This is a genomic window from Pseudomonas sp. PGPPP1, from assembly GCF_002255865.1.
In the GTDB taxonomy this organism is placed as follows: domain Bacteria; phylum Pseudomonadota; class Gammaproteobacteria; order Pseudomonadales; family Pseudomonadaceae; genus Aquipseudomonas; species Aquipseudomonas cremoris.
Genome location: NZ_NKIG01000045.1, coordinates 18,819 through 33,631 on the forward strand (window position 1 = coordinate 18,819; position 14,813 = coordinate 33,631).

Annotated in this window: 19 protein-coding genes; 6 read left to right on the plus strand and 13 right to left on the minus strand. The window is 59.9% G+C overall.

Annotated features, from left to right (window positions below; translation table 11 throughout):
* Nucleotides 1-49 precede the first annotated feature (49 nt).
* From CFE47_RS29405 to CFE47_RS29420, 4 genes are all read right to left on the minus strand, one after another.
* On the minus strand, nucleotides 50-868 hold the full coding sequence (locus CFE47_RS29405; protein WP_286842471.1) for a M48 family metallopeptidase: 819 nt from the start codon (nucleotides 866-868) through the stop codon (nucleotides 50-52).
* A gap of 107 nt (nucleotides 869-975) precedes the next feature.
* The gene (locus tag CFE47_RS29410) at nucleotides 976-1,596 is read right to left on the minus strand and encodes an SOS response-associated peptidase (RefSeq protein WP_286842473.1); all 621 of its coding nucleotides are present in this window, start codon (nucleotides 1,594-1,596) and stop codon (nucleotides 976-978) included.
* Between the two features lie 36 nt (nucleotides 1,597-1,632).
* Nucleotides 1,633-1,893 carry a putative signal transducing protein gene (locus CFE47_RS29415; RefSeq protein WP_105520858.1) on the minus strand — a complete coding sequence of 87 codons (261 nt, stop codon included), beginning with the start codon at nucleotides 1,891-1,893 and terminating at the stop codon, nucleotides 1,633-1,635.
* Between the two features lie 11 nt (nucleotides 1,894-1,904).
* Nucleotides 1,905-2,087 carry a CPXCG motif-containing cysteine-rich protein gene (locus tag CFE47_RS29420; protein WP_286842476.1) on the minus strand — a complete coding sequence of 61 codons (183 nt, stop codon included), beginning with the start codon at nucleotides 2,085-2,087 and terminating at the stop codon, nucleotides 1,905-1,907.
* A 132-nt stretch (nucleotides 2,088-2,219) separates the two neighbouring features.
* Between CFE47_RS29420 and CFE47_RS29425 the strand changes: the two genes are divergently transcribed.
* Nucleotides 2,220-3,383, plus strand: coding sequence for a 1-acyl-sn-glycerol-3-phosphate acyltransferase (locus CFE47_RS29425; protein ID WP_185708382.1), 1,164 nt, complete (start codon nucleotides 2,220-2,222; stop codon nucleotides 3,381-3,383).
* A 60-nt stretch (nucleotides 3,384-3,443) separates the two neighbouring features.
* On the opposite strand, the gene CFE47_RS29430 is transcribed toward CFE47_RS29425, so the two are convergent.
* Entirely contained in the window at nucleotides 3,444-3,701 is a 258-nt protein-coding gene (locus tag CFE47_RS29430; RefSeq protein ID WP_286842479.1) for a hypothetical protein, read from the minus strand.
* A gap of 183 nt (nucleotides 3,702-3,884) precedes the next feature.
* Between CFE47_RS29430 and CFE47_RS29435 the strand changes: the two genes are divergently transcribed.
* Nucleotides 3,885-4,094: a hypothetical protein gene (locus tag CFE47_RS29435; protein ID WP_286842481.1), complete on the plus strand. Its 210-nt coding sequence runs from the start codon at nucleotides 3,885-3,887 to the stop codon at nucleotides 4,092-4,094.
* 57 nt (nucleotides 4,095-4,151) lie between these two features.
* Here CFE47_RS29435 and CFE47_RS29440 read toward each other — a convergent pair whose 3' ends face one another.
* Complete coding sequence (locus tag CFE47_RS29440) at nucleotides 4,152-4,736, minus strand: YajG family lipoprotein (RefSeq protein WP_185708379.1); 585 nt, start codon at nucleotides 4,734-4,736, stop codon at nucleotides 4,152-4,154.
* 182 nt (nucleotides 4,737-4,918) lie between these two features.
* On the opposite strand from CFE47_RS29440, the gene CFE47_RS29445 reads away from it, so the two are divergent.
* Together CFE47_RS29445 and mqo are read left to right on the plus strand one after the other, a co-directional pair.
* On the plus strand, nucleotides 4,919-5,152 hold the full coding sequence (locus CFE47_RS29445; RefSeq protein WP_286842483.1) for a hypothetical protein: 234 nt from the start codon (nucleotides 4,919-4,921) through the stop codon (nucleotides 5,150-5,152).
* Nucleotides 5,153-5,876: 724 nt separating this feature from the next.
* Nucleotides 5,877-7,385, plus strand: a complete 1,509-nt coding sequence (mqo, locus tag CFE47_RS29450) for a malate dehydrogenase (quinone) (RefSeq protein ID WP_185708377.1) — start codon at nucleotides 5,877-5,879, stop codon at nucleotides 7,383-7,385.
* Nucleotides 7,386-7,487: 102 nt separating this feature from the next.
* Here the strand turns inward: mqo and CFE47_RS29455 are convergent, their stop codons facing one another.
* From CFE47_RS29455 to CFE47_RS29470, 4 genes are all read right to left on the minus strand, one after another.
* Nucleotides 7,488-7,775 carry a PA4642 family protein gene (locus CFE47_RS29455; protein WP_016976601.1) on the minus strand — a complete coding sequence of 96 codons (288 nt, stop codon included), beginning with the start codon at nucleotides 7,773-7,775 and terminating at the stop codon, nucleotides 7,488-7,490.
* A gap of 193 nt (nucleotides 7,776-7,968) precedes the next feature.
* A complete protein-coding gene (locus tag CFE47_RS29460) occupies nucleotides 7,969-8,454 on the minus strand; it encodes a hypothetical protein (protein ID WP_286842487.1) in 486 nt (161 codons plus the stop codon).
* Between the two features lie 35 nt (nucleotides 8,455-8,489).
* On the minus strand, nucleotides 8,490-8,957 hold the full coding sequence (locus CFE47_RS29465) for a WbuC family cupin fold metalloprotein (RefSeq protein ID WP_286842490.1): 468 nt from the start codon (nucleotides 8,955-8,957) through the stop codon (nucleotides 8,490-8,492).
* A gap of 3 nt (nucleotides 8,958-8,960) precedes the next feature.
* The gene (locus tag CFE47_RS29470; protein WP_176995068.1) at nucleotides 8,961-9,518 is read right to left on the minus strand and encodes a hypoxanthine-guanine phosphoribosyltransferase; all 558 of its coding nucleotides are present in this window, start codon (nucleotides 9,516-9,518) and stop codon (nucleotides 8,961-8,963) included.
* A 164-nt stretch (nucleotides 9,519-9,682) separates the two neighbouring features.
* Between CFE47_RS29470 and upp the strand changes: the two genes are divergently transcribed.
* Both upp and CFE47_RS29480 read left to right on the plus strand, forming a co-directional pair.
* Complete coding sequence (gene upp / locus CFE47_RS29475) at nucleotides 9,683-10,321, plus strand: uracil phosphoribosyltransferase (RefSeq protein ID WP_105520868.1); 639 nt, start codon at nucleotides 9,683-9,685, stop codon at nucleotides 10,319-10,321.
* Nucleotides 10,322-10,323: 2 nt separating this feature from the next.
* Nucleotides 10,324-11,598, plus strand: a complete 1,275-nt coding sequence (locus CFE47_RS29480; protein ID WP_286842493.1) for a uracil-xanthine permease family protein — start codon at nucleotides 10,324-10,326, stop codon at nucleotides 11,596-11,598.
* A 67-nt stretch (nucleotides 11,599-11,665) separates the two neighbouring features.
* Here CFE47_RS29480 and hisC read toward each other — a convergent pair whose 3' ends face one another.
* The 3 genes from hisC to hisG all read right to left on the minus strand — a co-directional run bounded on the left by hisC (nucleotide 11,666) and on the right by hisG (nucleotide 14,802).
* A complete protein-coding gene (gene hisC, locus CFE47_RS29485; protein WP_286842495.1) occupies nucleotides 11,666-12,718 on the minus strand; it encodes a histidinol-phosphate transaminase in 1,053 nt (350 codons plus the stop codon).
* Between the two features lie 3 nt (nucleotides 12,719-12,721).
* Entirely contained in the window at nucleotides 12,722-14,038 is a 1,317-nt protein-coding gene (gene hisD, locus CFE47_RS29490) for a histidinol dehydrogenase (protein ID WP_185708372.1), read from the minus strand.
* 128 nt (nucleotides 14,039-14,166) lie between these two features.
* Entirely contained in the window at nucleotides 14,167-14,802 is a 636-nt protein-coding gene (gene hisG / locus CFE47_RS29495) for an ATP phosphoribosyltransferase (RefSeq protein WP_010213102.1), read from the minus strand.
* Nucleotides 14,803-14,813 lie beyond the last annotated feature (11 nt).

Sequence of the window (14,813 nt, forward strand, 5' to 3'; positions counted from 1 at the left end):
TCGCGAGCAAGCCCGCTCCCACATTTAGACCCTCACCAGACTTATAGGCTCAGGACTTCTTGGCCTGCTGGTAAAGCGGCATCACCTTCGGAATCGCCGCCTGCAACGAGGCAATACGGCTATCAGACGCTGGGTGAGTGCTCATGAACTCCGGCGGTGCACCTTCCGAAGCCTTGGCCATCTTGTTCCACAACGTGATGGCCGCGTTCGGGTTGTAGCCGGCGCGGGCGGAGAGCTCCAGGCCGATCAGGTCTGCTTCGTTTTCATTGCTGCGGCTGTTGGGCAAGGTCATGCCGTAGTTGGCCACCGTATCCGCCAGTGCCAGGCTGTCCTGGCCCAGACCGAACAACGCACCCGCACCCTGCTTGGCCATCTCGATTCCGTAAGCCTTGGACATGGCTTCACGGCCATGCTCACGCAAGGCGTGGGCGATTTCATGGCCCATCACTGCCGCCAGTTCGTCATCGGTGAGTTTGAGGTTGTCGATCAATGCGCTGTACACAAAGATCTTGCCGCCCGGTCCGCAGTTGGCGTTCATCTCGTCGCTCTTGATCAGGTTCACTTCCCACTTCCACTGCGCAGCATCTGCACGAAAGGTCGGTGCTTGGGCGATCAAGCGGTTGGCGATGGCCTGCACACGCTTGGCGTTGGCGCTGGTTTTGTCTACCAGGCCTTTGCCACTGGCTTCGCCCAGGGTCTGCTGATAGGACTGCGCATACATCTGGTCGACTTCCTGGCTCGACAGCATGCTGAACATGTACTGCTTGCGCTCCACCCCAACAGCACCGCCGCTGGTGGTGTTGACCGATTGGCAACCGGCCAGCAACAGCGCCGCAGCCAGTACATTTATCGCCAGTGATTTCTTCATACCTACGCTCCCTGAAAACATGGCGCGTATCGTAGGCGGTCATGTGTATCGGCGCCAGATACAACAGACGTGTAACCGCTTACTTTCAGATACATCCCACGGGTTGCTCACCCCGGCGTCAGGCACTCTGGCCCGTTGAGCTTGGGGTCATTGACCATATTGGCCAGCACGCGCTCACGCAACGCGGCCGGCTCACTGGCCAACAACGCTTGAAGGACGTGCAACGGCGTCTCGGGATTGAGCCAGGCCTCTTGCCCCGCCGCATCCAGAATCAACGGTCGCCGCTGGCTCTGCGCGGGCTGAGTCACCACCGCCGTGCTCAGCCACACCTGTTCCTGCACCGGGTACGCCTCCCAGATCGCCGCAAAAAATAGTGTGGAACCCTCCCCTGGCGTCAACCAATACGGACGCTTGCGCTGGGTGCCGCGCCATTCGTAGAACCCATTGGCCGGCAGCAAGCAGCGGCGCTGGCGGAAGGCTTCACGAAACATCGGTTGTTCGGCCAGGGTTTCGGCGCGGGCATGGGCTGGTGTGCGGGACAGGTCGGTCAGCCAGGGCGGCGTAAGGCCCCAGCGGGCACGGGCCAGGTTGCGCTGGCCGTCGGTGGCGCGCTGGATCAGCACCGAATCATTCGGGGAAATATTCCACTGGGCCTGCTGGTCGACCGGGAAGCCCGGCAAGGCAGCAAAGGAGGGATTCCAGCGAAACAGGGCATAACGTCCACACATGGGGTAACACGACTCTTGGGTAAACCGACCGACAGCCTAACAGACCAGCACGTCGGGGAAGCTGTCGGGTTCATCACCGGGCACAGGCTGCGCGCCAATATAAGCGGTGATCAGCTCGCGGGCGTCAGCAGCCCGGTCGTTGTCCACCTCTAGGCCCAGCAAGCCGAAAATCGGCAACTCGCCCGTACCACCGAGCAAATGGCGCCCCACCAGGTGCGCCTCGATCCCCTCGCTGGCGAGCATCTGCTGCAGCAGCTCGCCTTCCATCAGGTTTTCCGGTTCGTAGATTCGCTGCATGGGCGTACCTGTCAGTCGTTTTCACTGCTCACGAACAACATCCATTCATCGTCGTGCACTTGCAGGTGGAAATTAATCGGCCGGCAACACACCGGGCAGTCTTCAATGTAGGACTGATCGCCGCCGGAAAGATCCAACACCGCTTCTACCTCTTCACCACAATAAGGACAATCGTACGACTCGGTTTCCAGCATCGCAGCCTCCAAGGTGACTTGTGCGTATAATCGCCGGTCTATTTACAGGGCTGTTTTCGGCCGAGCCCATTACTCGGGCCGCACCCTGGTGTTTCCTTTACTTACCCTAGCCGTTTCTAACAAGAGAGCATGATGGGCCAATTCGATACCATCCGACCTTACAACGACAGCGAAGTCCCGGCAGTGCTGGACCGGCTGTTCAGTGACAAGGCCTTTCTGGACATCCTGACCCACTTCCGCTTCCCGCGCTTCGCCGGCACCCTGGGCTGGCTGCTCAAGCCCATGATTGCCCGCAAGCTACGCCGTGAATTCGCCGGCGTCACCACCGTGGCCACGCTGCAGGACAAAGTCGAATACTACGTCGACCACACCATCGACCGTGCGACCGACGGCGTGACCTACACCGGCGTCGAGCAACTCAAGTCCGGCACCGCCTACCTGTTTTTGGCCAACCACCGCGACATCGTGATGGACCCGGCTTTCGTCAACTATGCCGTGTACCATGCTGGCCTGCCGACCCCGCGCATTGCCATCGGCGACAACTTGCTGCAAAAACCTTTCGTCAGCGACCTGATGCGCTTGAACAAGAGCTTTATCGTGCACCGCTCGATCACTGGGCGAAAGGAAAAAATGGCGGCTTATCAACTGCTGTCGGCCTACATCAACCATTCGATCCGCAACGACTGCCAGTCGATCTGGATCGCCCAGGCCGAAGGTCGCGCCAAGGATGGGGATGATCGCACCGAGTCGGCGATCCTCAAGATGTTCCACGTCAGCCGCAAGGACGAGCCGTTTGCCGAGGTGATCCAGTCACTGAACCTGACGCCAGTGTCCATCAGCTACGAGTACGACCCGTGCGACGCCGCCAAGGCCCGCGAGTTGTACATCCGCGCCACCACCGGCACCTACAGCAAGGCGCCGGGCGAGGATGACGTGAGCATTGCCCTGGGTATCACCGGCTACAAGGGCCGGGTGCACGTGAATTTTGCGCCGCCGATCACCGAGCGCTTCGAAGACACCAAGTTGCTGGCCGTGGAAATGGACCGCCAGATTCTTGGTGGTTATCGACTATTCCCGGTGCATTACCTGGCGTACGCCCAATGGAGCGACGCCGACCCGCAATTGCAGGTGCCAACGGCAGCCGAGGTGTTCCCGGCCGATGAGTTGGCCAAAGCGAAGGCAGAATGGGAGCGACGCTTGAACGAATGCCCGGCCGAGCACCGGCCGTTTTTGGTCGTGCAATATGCGACTCCGGTGCGTAACCAGTACCGGGTCAAGGCAGGAATTGCCCTGTAAATACCGAAGCAAATATGTGGGAGCGGGCTTGCCCGCTCCCACATTGGTTTTGTGGTGTGCTTAAAGGCGTGTACTGATCCAGGAGGTCAGCAGCGCCACCCCCATGCAGGCGAACCCAATGCGGTAAGCCAGCCGGTGCGCCCGTTCGGTGCGCACGTCCAGAAACAGCATAGGTTGGTCGATGGGACGGTCTTCGCTTCGCGCGGTCAGGTCGGCCATTGCGCGCTGTTCGCGCAGGCGGGTAATGAACAGCAGCACTGCACCCGGGCAGGCCACCGATAAAGCCACAGCGTTGATCAATTGTGCGGGCAGCGCCATCGCAAACCTCGGTAAAACAGTGACGTGGTATCGATTCAGATACAAACCTGAACGATAGTGGCCTCCGGCGCCTGAAATGCTCCATCCCCCAATGACGGCTAATGTATCCAGTAATTTACGACGTCACCTGAACGTCACCTTAACAAGCCACTCTGTTGCCCTTCGAACATTAGGGAGCTTGTCATGCTGCACGCACACAACCAGGATCGGCTGTATCTGATAGCCCCAAGCGATGAGCAGGAAACGCTGATTGGCAGCCTGGCGTTCAACGTCCAGGACCGCCATTGGTTGGTGTATTGCGCGCTGGGCGGGCACCAGCATGCCGACCTGCCGGAGGCCGATCTGTTGACGGGGGTGAGCATGCTGGACTTCTGTATCGACAGTGCTGCGTGAAACTGGAGACGAAAAAAAGCCGGGCTCATCACTGAGCCCGGCTTTTTAAAGGATCGGTTATTGCGAGCTGAGCAACGAACCGATGCTTGGGTCCTTGAACAGGCGGGTCAAGGCATCACTCAACACGTCGCTGACCAGCTTGGTGTTGGTTTCCTGGTTCGGCGCCATGCCGAAGCGCTGGTTGAGCGAAGCACCGTAGCGGCCGCTGTAGCGACGGGTGCCGGCGGTGACGTCGGACTTGAAGGTCGCGCCGATAGACGCCTCGGTCACATACAGGCCTTCTTTCGGCGACTGGTATTTGAGTTCAGCCAGGGTGATGGTCAACTGAGGCGCGCCTGGCGAGTTGGCCGGGGTGAAGCCCAGCAAACGCACGGCCGCTTCGGCCTGGGCTTGCAGCTTGGGCAGCACATCCTGAGCGTTCACGGACACCAGCGCGGTTTCCGGGTACAGGCCGCCGCGGGAACCCAGCGTTGGGGACGGACGACCATCCACCACACGCACCGAGACTGGCTGACCATGGCCCACCGGGGCCAATTGCGTAGTGAGTTTCGGCTCCGGGCTGAGTTGTTGCGGGCTGTTGGCGCAGCCAACCAGGGTCAAACTGGTCACAGTGATCAAACCAAACAACAGGCGTTGCAACATACTCTTTTCTCCAGGACTAGGTGCAAACAGGCCATCAGTATAACGGTGCACGCGCGCCACCCACCAGCAATCCTGAACGGCAGCTGAAAGCACGTGGAAATTACAATTTCACATAAATTCGTCATTCCAATGTCATGCCACACTGAGAACATTCGAGCATGCAACGAAACAGGTACAAAGCCATGCGCCTTCTCAAATCTTTATTCATGCCCAATGCCCGCCACCGCCATTTTGTACGGCTGGATGCAAACGGTATTTGCCAGGCCTTCAAAGAGTGCCGCTTGCCGCCTGTCGGTGAAGGCTGGGTGGAAGTTACAGAGACGCGCCTGAGCTGGATGCACCGCCCACTGCCCGCCAGCGCCGTGGTCATCGCGCAACGAGAGCATGCACATTCGCGGCATGCGTTGGCCTCCTGACCGCAGCACTAATAAAAGTCATAAAACACGCCCATTTCCCTGACGTTCTTCGCTACAATCTCCCCCCGATTATAAGGACGTCTCCTGATCGGGCCTCGCAGCATCGTTAATGCCTTGGCATTAGCCCCCCAATCGCCCACAGAGAGCCGCCCACACAGATCGAGTGAAGCTGGCGTGCTTGCTGTTTTTCCTGCAAACCACCCGCCTTGCCGAATCTGCCAGAGCTGCCATTGCGCTCGGCCACTTGAGTTGTTTGCCCGTTTTGCCGCCTGTCGGCAAGGTATCCGGGCCAGGTGCCAGGCTGGGGCAGCCCTTTTTTGAGGTTCACGTCTTCAAAAGAGCGTGAAAAAAACGGGTTTTCACAACTTCACAAGAGTGTGGCGAGCAAATGAATAGTTTGGCGTTTGTAAAAGCACCATCAGCGTCTGGAACAGCCCAACCACACAGGACCGAGTACTCCTCAACAACCGGAGCTTGAGCCTGTCCGCTACGGATTGGTTGCACAAATCGCACGCTTTGACCATAAGTCGAATTGCCACAGGCGCCCATGAATGCGTTCATAGGCAGATTAGCCCGGCAGGAAGCGTGTGCTGAAGTTGCAAAGAATTGCGAAACGGACATGGCGATCCTGGCCATGGGTAACCTGGGGCAACACGTGAACCGCCCCGTCACTCCTGGCAGCCATGCCGTCAATTTGGTGCTGCAGATTTTGGAGACGCGTTAAATGGCGCATAACGAAGCAGTCGACGTAGTACTGGTAGGGGCCGGCATCATGAGTGCCACCCTGGCCGTGCTGCTCAAAGAGCTCGACCCCGGCCTCAAGCTGGAAGTCGTTGAGCTGATGGATTCGGGTGCCGCGGAGAGTTCCAACCCGTGGAACAACGCCGGTACCGGCCACGCCGGGCTGTGTGAGCTGAACTACACGCCGCAGGCCGCCGATGGTTCCATCGACATCAAGAAAGCCGTGCACATCAACACCCAGTTCGAGGTGTCGAAGCAGTTCTGGGCGTACCTGACCAAAAAAGGCACCTTTGGCTCGTCCAAGTCCTTTATCAGCCCGGTACCGCACCTGAGCTTCGTTCAGGGCGAAAAAGGCGTGTCTTTCCTCAAAAAACGCTTTGAGTCCCTCAGCCAGCACCACGCGTTTTCGGACATGCATTACACCGAAGACCGTAGCGAGATGGCCGAGTGGATGCCGCTGATGATGCCGGGCCGCCCGCTCGACGAAAAAATCGCTGCCACCCGTGTGCTTAACGGCACTGACGTCAACTTCGGCGCCCTGACCAACCAGCTGTTGGGTCACCTGACCAGCTCGCCAGATGCCCAGGTCAAATACTGCAAGCGCGTCACCGGCCTCAAGCGCAATGGCGCCGGCTGGACCGTGAGCATCAAGGACGTCAACAGCGGCAACAGCCGTGAAGTGGACGCCAAGTTCGTCTTCCTCGGCGCCGGTGGTGCGGCCCTGCCGCTGCTGCAAGCCTCGGGTATCGAAGAAAGCAAAGGCTTCGGCGGCTTCCCGGTCAGCGGCCAATGGCTGCGTTGCGACAACCCGGAAGTGGTCAAGCACCACCAGGCCAAGGTCTACAGCCAGGCCGCCGTGGGTTCGCCGCCGATGTCCGTGCCGCACCTGGACACCCGTGTAGTGGATGGCAAGAAATCCCTGCTGTTCGGGCCATACGCCGGTTTCACCACCAAGTTCCTCAAGCACGGCTCGTTCCTTGACCTGCCGATGTCGATTCGCGCCGGCAACATCGGCCCGATGCTGGCCGTGGCCCGCGACAACATGGACCTGACCAAGTACCTGGTCAGCGAAGTGCGCCAATCCATGGAGCAGCGCCTGGAATCCCTGCGTCGCTTCTACCCTGAGGCAAAAGCCGAAGACTGGCGCCTGGAAGTGGCCGGCCAACGGGTGCAGATCATCAAGAAAGACCCGAAAAAGGGCGGCGTGCTGCAATTCGGCACCGAGCTGGTAGCGGCCAAAGACGGTTCGCTGGCGGCACTGCTGGGCGCATCCCCTGGGGCTTCGGTTACCGTTTCGATCATGCTGGAACTGATCGAGCGCTGCTTCCCGCAGAAAGCTGCTGGAGAGTGGGCCACCAAGCTGCACGAGATCTTCCCGGCGCGGGAAAAGGTCCTGGAAACGGATGCCGAGCTGTATCGCAAGATCAACGCGCAGAACAACATCAGCCTGGAACTGGTTGAGCCTGCCGCCGAGACCGAGAGCTACGCTTGAGGTCGTGACGCAGAGCGTCACAAGAGACATTCCCACGCAGAGCGTGGGAACGATCGCCCCGCCCTCTGCATGAGGACGGGGCGTTTTTTTTGCCTTGAAGAATCAGCCGCGAGCGTTTTCGATCAGTTCGATGTACTCGTCCGCGTTGCGCTGGTCCTTGATCAGGTCGACGAAGGTCTGGCCATGCTCGTCCTTGCCGTCGAGATCCAGGCCGGCTTCCTTGAAAAAGCCCAGGAAGCGCTCAAAGTCATCGATACGCAGGCCACGGTAGGCCTTGATCAGCTTGTGCAGGGACGGGGAAGTCGCGTCGACCGGCTCGAAGTCCAGGAACAACTTGATCTGATCGTCGCCGATTTCGTCGCCAATCACCTGTTTCTTATCTTTACGCATTACCGACTCCAGCCTGCAGACATTTTTCACGGGAAAGGCAGTTTACCTGCGGGGCACAGGCTTCGGAAACAATGAAGATTCAATGTGGGAGCGGGCTTGCTCGCGAATGCGGAGTGTCAGTCGACACATGCTTGGCTGGCACACCGCTTTCGCGAGCAAGCTCGCTCCCACATTTAGTCCTTCTGTGCCCTGGCTATTTTGTACGAACGACACCGGTGTGCAAATCCGCCCAGATGTGGCCGTTGGCATAACTGAGGAACTGGACGTACACCGTGTCATTACGCAGCAAATCGACAATCACGCGGTATTGGGCCACCGGATACGACAAAGTCAGGGTCTTGCTCTTGTCGTCATAAACCGGTTTTTTCAGGCTTTTACTCTCGGCATCAAAGTTGAGTACAACCTGCGCGATGGTGGCACCTTTGTTCAGCGACTTGCCCTTGAGGCGAATCATCAGCGGCGAGGTCACCGGAATCGGTTGCTGGCTGGATTGGCGCTGGTTACCCACGACCACGGCGTACTCGGTGACTTGCAACAGTTGTTGCTGGTCCGGGTTTTCGGCGCGCAGGGTCAGGTCGTCCGCTGGCAGGAATTGGCTGTGCATCGGCGCAGGCGCTGCGGCGAGGGGCAAGCTGAGGGTCAGCGCCAAGGCAGCGCAGGTGCGTATCAACAGGCTCATGGGCCGCTCCGAAGAAGGTGGCCGAGCACTGTAGCTTAATCGAACTGGGCGAGCATCCAGCGTTGATACTCGGCGACACCGCCATCGCCTTCGCGGGGCGCCCAGTCGGCCATTTCGCCCTCGCCCACCGGACGATAAGGCCCGGCCTTGCACTCGAACATCACGGTATCGGGCTCCAGCACCACCAGGCCATGGAACACACCCGGCGGCAGATCAACACCCGAACATTCACCGCCGGCCTGCATCACACGCTTGGCGACCACCTCGCCGGTTTCGCTGAACACCAACAAGCCCAAGCGGCCCTGCAGCACCAGCAACGTTTCCGCCTTGTCCGCACTCAAGTGGCGATGGGGCGGCACGTAGGTCGTAGGTTGCAGGCCCACGGCCAAGCGATGGCACGGCTCATCCATCTGGTGAAAATTATGGTGATGACGGCCACGGGGGCTCTCGCCCGCTTTCTCGGCCAATTCGGCAAACAGCGTCTGATCAAGAAAGCGGGTCATCACTTACATTCCTTTAACGGCGTAGATACCGTTGGCGTTGCGCCAGTAGCCTTTGTAATCCATACCGTAACCGAAGATGTAGCGGTCGATGCACGGCAGGCCGACGTAATCGGCTTTAAGGTCTGGACGAGCCTTGCGGTCGTGGTCTTTGTCGATCAGCACAGCGGTGTGCACTTTACGTGCGCCAGCGTGTTTGCAGAAGTCGATGATCGCGCCCAGAGTGTGACCTTCATCAAGGATGTCGTCGATGATCAGCACGTCACGGTCGATGAACGACACTTCCGGCTTGGCTTTCCAGAACAGGTCGCCGCCGCTGGTTTCGTTGCGATAACGGGTGGCGTGCAGGTAGGACGCTTCCAGCGGAAATTGCAGATGAGTCAGCAATTTGCCGGCGAAGATCAGGCCACCGTTCATCACACAGAAAACCACCGGGTTGGTGTCGGCCATTTCGCGGGTGATGTGTGCGCCGACCTCGGCGATCGCTGCTTCGACTTGCGCTTCGGTGTACAGGCAGTCAGCCTCGCGCATGATTTGACGGATATGCTCGAGATCAGCGGACATGGCGCTCTCCAAGGGGGTGCTGTGGCAAGAAAAGCGGGCGAAGGTACGCTTCTCGTGCGCTCCGATCAAGCCTTAATGGACTAACGTACTAGATGTCTATAGGACAACACCCTCGGATAGATTAATCTAGGCCGGTTTTTTTGCCCGCCGCCGGAGCCTTTCCCATGCCCACTCGCGAGATCCGCCACCCGCTGATCCGACACAAGCTCGGCCTTATGCGCCGCGCCGACATTAGCACGAAGAATTTCCGTGAGCTTGCTCAGGAAGTCGGAGCGTTGCTCACTTACGAAGCCACCAAGGATTTGCCCCTGGAAACCTACGAGATCCCCGGTTGGGCCGGTCCCGTCCAGGTGGAAAAAATCGCTGGTAAGAAAATCACCGTGGTCCCGATCCTGCGGGCCGGTATCGGCATGCTCGAAGGCGTACTCAGCCTGATCCCGGGCGCCAAAGTCAGCGCCGTAGGCGTGGCCCGCAACGAGGAAACGCTGGAGGCCCACACCTACCTGGAAAAACTCGTCCCGGAAATCGACGAGCGCCTGGCCATGATCATCGACCCGATGCTCGCCACCGGCAGCTCCATGGTTGCCACCATCGACCTGCTGAAAAAAGCTGGCTGCAAAGACATCCGCGCCATGGTGCTGGTGGCCGCGCCGGAAGGTATCGCCGCTGTCGAGAAAGCCCACCCGGATGTGCAGATCTACACCGCCTCCATCGATGAGCGCCTCAACGAACACGGCTACATCATCCCAGGCCTGGGCGATGCCGGTGACAAGATCTTTGGCACCAAGCAGAAGGACGCGTGAGCATGCAGGATGAATTCAACGACCCGCTTTGGCGCCAGATCCTGTCTGGCGCACAAATGCTCTTCGTGGCATTTGGCGCGCTGGTGTTGATGCCGCTGATCACAGGTCTTGATCCAAACGTCGCACTGTTCACCGCAGGCCTGGGCACGCTGTTGTTCCAGGTGGTGACAGGGCGGCAGGTGCCGGTTTTCCTGGCATCGAGCTTCGCCTTCATCACCCCGATCATTCTCGCCAAGCAGCAATTCGGCCTGGCGGCGACCATGGGTGGGGTGATGGCAGCCGGTTTCGTCTACACCTTCCTGGGCGCTGCCGTGAAGATCAAGGGCACCGGCTTTATCGACCGGCTGCTGCCGCCGGTGGTGATCGGCCCGGTGATTATCTCCATTGGCCTGGCGATGGCGCCGATTGCGGCGAACATGGCGATGGGCAAGGGCGGCGACGGTGCCGAGCTGATCCCCTACAAGACAGCGATGCTGATCTCGATGCCAGCGCTGCTGACCACCTTGATCGTGGCAGTGTTCGGCAAGGGCATCTTCCGCCTGGTGCCGATCATCTCCGGCGTGCTGGTGGGCTTTGCCATGTCGTTCTACTTTGGCGTAGTCGACACCGCAAAAATCGCTGCTGCACCGTGGTTCGCCCTGCCCCACTTCACCGCGCCGGAGTTCAACTGGCAGGCGATCCTGTTTATCGTCCCGGTGGCCCTGGCCCCGGCGATCGAACACATCGGTGGCGTGATTGCGGTGGGCAGCGTGACTGGTCGCGACTACCTGAAGAAGCCTGGCTTGCATCGCACCCTACTGGGTGACGGTATCGCCACCACGGCCGCCGGCCTGTTTGGCGGCCCGCCGAACACCACCTACGCCGAAGTGACAGGCGCAGTGATGCTGACCAAGAACTACAACCCGAAGATCATGACCTGGGCGGCAGTGTTTGCCATCAGCCTGGCATTCATCGGCAAGTTCGGCGCGTTGCTGCAGAGCATCCCGGTACCGGTGATGGGCGGGATTCTGTGCCTGCTGTTCGGCTCGATTGCTGCGGTGGGGATGAACACCTTGATTCGCCACAAGATCGACCTGGGCGAAGCGCGCAACCTGGTGATTGTGTCTGTGACATTGGTGTTCGGGATTGGCGGTGTCTTGGTAGCTACCGGCACCGGCCCGGATGACTTCGGCCTCAAGGGCATTGCCCTGTGTGCGGTGGTAGCGATTGGTTTGAACCTGCTGCTACCGGGCAATGATGGCTGGAAGAACAAGAAGTCGGATGAGCCGCTGCTCTAACTGGCACAACGCAGAACCAAATGTGGGAGCAAGCCCGCTCCCACATTTTTTAGATCCTCAGTGTGGCTTAGAGCTCACCCAGCCCATCAATCAGCGCCTGGTTCTGCTCCGGCGTACCGATGCTGATCCGCAGGAACTGCGCAATCCGCTCCTGCTTGAAGTGCCGCACGATCACACCCTGCTCACGCAACTTGGCCGCCAGGCCGGCAGCGTCGTGCTTGGGGTGCCGAGCAAAGATAAAGTTGGCCGCCGATGGCAACACCTCAAAACCCTTCCCTTCCAGCTGCGCAACAACCTGCTCACGGCTGTCGATAACCAGGCGGCACGTCTTGTCAAAATGCTCACGGTCTTCGAACGCCGCCGCTGCGCCAACAATCGCCAGGCGATCCAGCGGATACGAGTTGAAGCTGTTCTTGACCCGCTCCAGCGCCTCAATCAGGTCCGGGTGACCCACGGCCAGACCCACGCGCAAACCGGCCAGTGAGCGCGATTTGGACAGGGTCTGAGTCACCAGCAGGTTCGGGTAGCGATCCACTAGGCTGATAGCCGTTTCGCCACCGAAGTCGATATAGGCTTCATCAACTACCACCACCGAATCCGGGCTGGCCTTGAGGATCTGCTCCACCGCCTCCAGCGCCAGCACGCAGCCGGTCGGCGCGTTCGGGTTGGGGAAGATGATCCCGCCGTTGGGCTTGGCATAGTCCGCTACGCGGATCTGGAACTGCTCGTCCAGCGGTACCGGGTCGGACTTGATGCCGTACAGGCCGCAGTACACCGGGTAGAAGCTGTAGCTGATGTCCGGGAACAACAGCGGCAAGTCATGCTGGAACAGGCCGTGGAAGATGTGCGCGAGCACTTCATCGGAACCGTTGCCGAGGAAGACTTTACCGGCGTCGATCCCGTAGTACTTGGCCACGGCCTGCTTGAGCAGGTCGCTGTTAGGGTCCGGGTACAGACGCAGGTTGTCGTTCAATTCCGCCTGCATCGCGGCCAACGCCTTGGGCGAAGGGCCGTAGGGGTTTTCGTTGGTGTTGAGCTTGACCAGCTTGGTCAGCTTGGGTTGCTCACCCGGTACGTAAGGCACGAGGTCCTTGACGAAGGGGCTCCAGAATTTGCTCATGCCTTACTCTCCCTTGACGATGCGATATTCGGCGCTGCGTGCGTGCGCGCTCAGCGACTCACCACGGGCCAGCACCGAGGCAGTCTTGCCCAACTCGGAGGCGCCCTGCGGGGAGCAAAAGATGATCGACGAACGCTTCTGGAAGTCATACACCCCCAGTGGTGACGAAAAACGCGCAGTACCGGACGTCGGCAGCACGTGGTTCGGCCCTGCGCAGTAGTCGCCCAGGGCTTCGCTGGTGTGGCGGCCCATGAAGATCGCACCGGCATGACGAATCGATGGCAACCAGGCTTGCGGGTCGGCTACCGACAGCTCCAAGTGCTCCGGCGCGATGCGGTTGGCCACTTCGATAGCTTGTTCCATGTCGCTCACCAGAATCAAAGCGCCACGGCCATTGATCGACTTTTCGATGATTTCGGCGCGCTCCATGGTCGGCAGCAACTTGTCGATGCTGGCGGCGACCTTGTCGAGGAACTCGGCATCCGGGCTGACCAGGATCGCCTGGGCGTCTTCGTCGTGCTCGGCCTGGGAGAACAGGTCCATGGCGATCCAGTCCGGGTCGGTCTGGCCGTCACACACCACGAGGATTTCCGAGGGGCCGGCGATCATGTCGATACCAACTTGGCCAAACACGTGGCGCTTGGCAGTGGCGACATAGATATTGCCCGGGCCAACCACCTTGTCGACCTTCGGCACGCTTTCGGTGCCGTAGGCCAGGGCAGCAACGGCCTGGGCGCCACCGATGGTGAACACACGGTCGACACCGGCGATGCAAGCGGCGGCCAGCACCAGCTCGTTGATTTCACCGCGCGGGGTCGGTACCACCATGACCACTTCGGTCACGCCGGCGACTTTGGCGGGAATGGCGTTCATCAATACCGACGACGGGTAAGACGCTTTACCGCCCGGCACGTACAGCCCAGCACGATCCAGCGGTGTGACTTTCTGGCCCAGTACCGTGCCGTCGGCCTCGGTGTAGCTCCAGGAGTCCTGCTTCTGCTTTTCGTGATAGCTGCGCACACGCGCTGCGGCCACTTCCAGGGCTTCACGCTGCGGCGCAGTGATGCGGGTCAGGGCCAGTTCCAGGCGTTCGCGGGGCAGGATCAGGTCGGACATGGACTTCACGTCCAGGCCATCGAACTGCCGAGTGAAGTCCACCAGCGCTGCGTCACCGCGCTCACGCACGGCCTTGATGATGTCGAGCACCCGCTGATTGACCGAATCGTCGGACACGCTTTCCCAGCTCAGCAGATGATCCAGATGATGGGCGAAATCCGGGTCGGCAGCGTTGAGTCGGGCAATTGCAGTGGACGTGGTCATAGCGAGGGCCTCAATAGAAATGGCAAAAACTCAGGCGCCCTAAACTAGCAGTCGTTTCCGCTTGGGCACCTGAGAATTCTGGCTATGAGGCGGATAGACGGGCGTAGCCTTTCAGCTACGCGGGTAGGTCAACCGCGGTGTCGCGACTCCACTGCCTTGCGCAGGGTGTCGATCAACGCCTGGATACGGGCGTGCTGCATCTTCATCGATGCTTTGTTGACGATCAGGCGGGAGCTGATATCGGCAATAAATTCTTGCGGTTCAAGACCGTTGGCACGCAGGGTGTTGCCGGTGTCGACTACGTCGATGATCTTGTCGGCCAGGCCGATCAGCGGTGCCAGCTCCATCGAGCCGTAGAGCTTGATGATGTCGACCTGACGGCCTTGCTCAGCGTAGTAACGCTTGGCAACGTTGACGAACTTGGTGGCAACCCGCAGGCGCCCCTTGGGCTCGACATCACCAACACGGCCGGCAGTCATCAGCTTGCACAGGGCAATACGCAGGTCCAGAGGCTCGTACAAGCCCTGGCCGCCGTACTCCATCAGCACGTCTTTACCGGCGACGCCCAGGTCGGCCGCACCGTGCTCAACGTAGGTCGGCACGTCGGTAGCCCGCACGATCAACAGGCGAACGTCGTCCTGGGTCGTCGGGATGATCAGCTTGCGGCTCTTGTCCGGATTCTCGGTCGGCACGATGCCCGCTTCAGCCAGAAGCGGCAAAGTGTCGTCAAGGATGCGGCCCTTGGACAGTGCGATGGTCAACATGGGAAACGTCA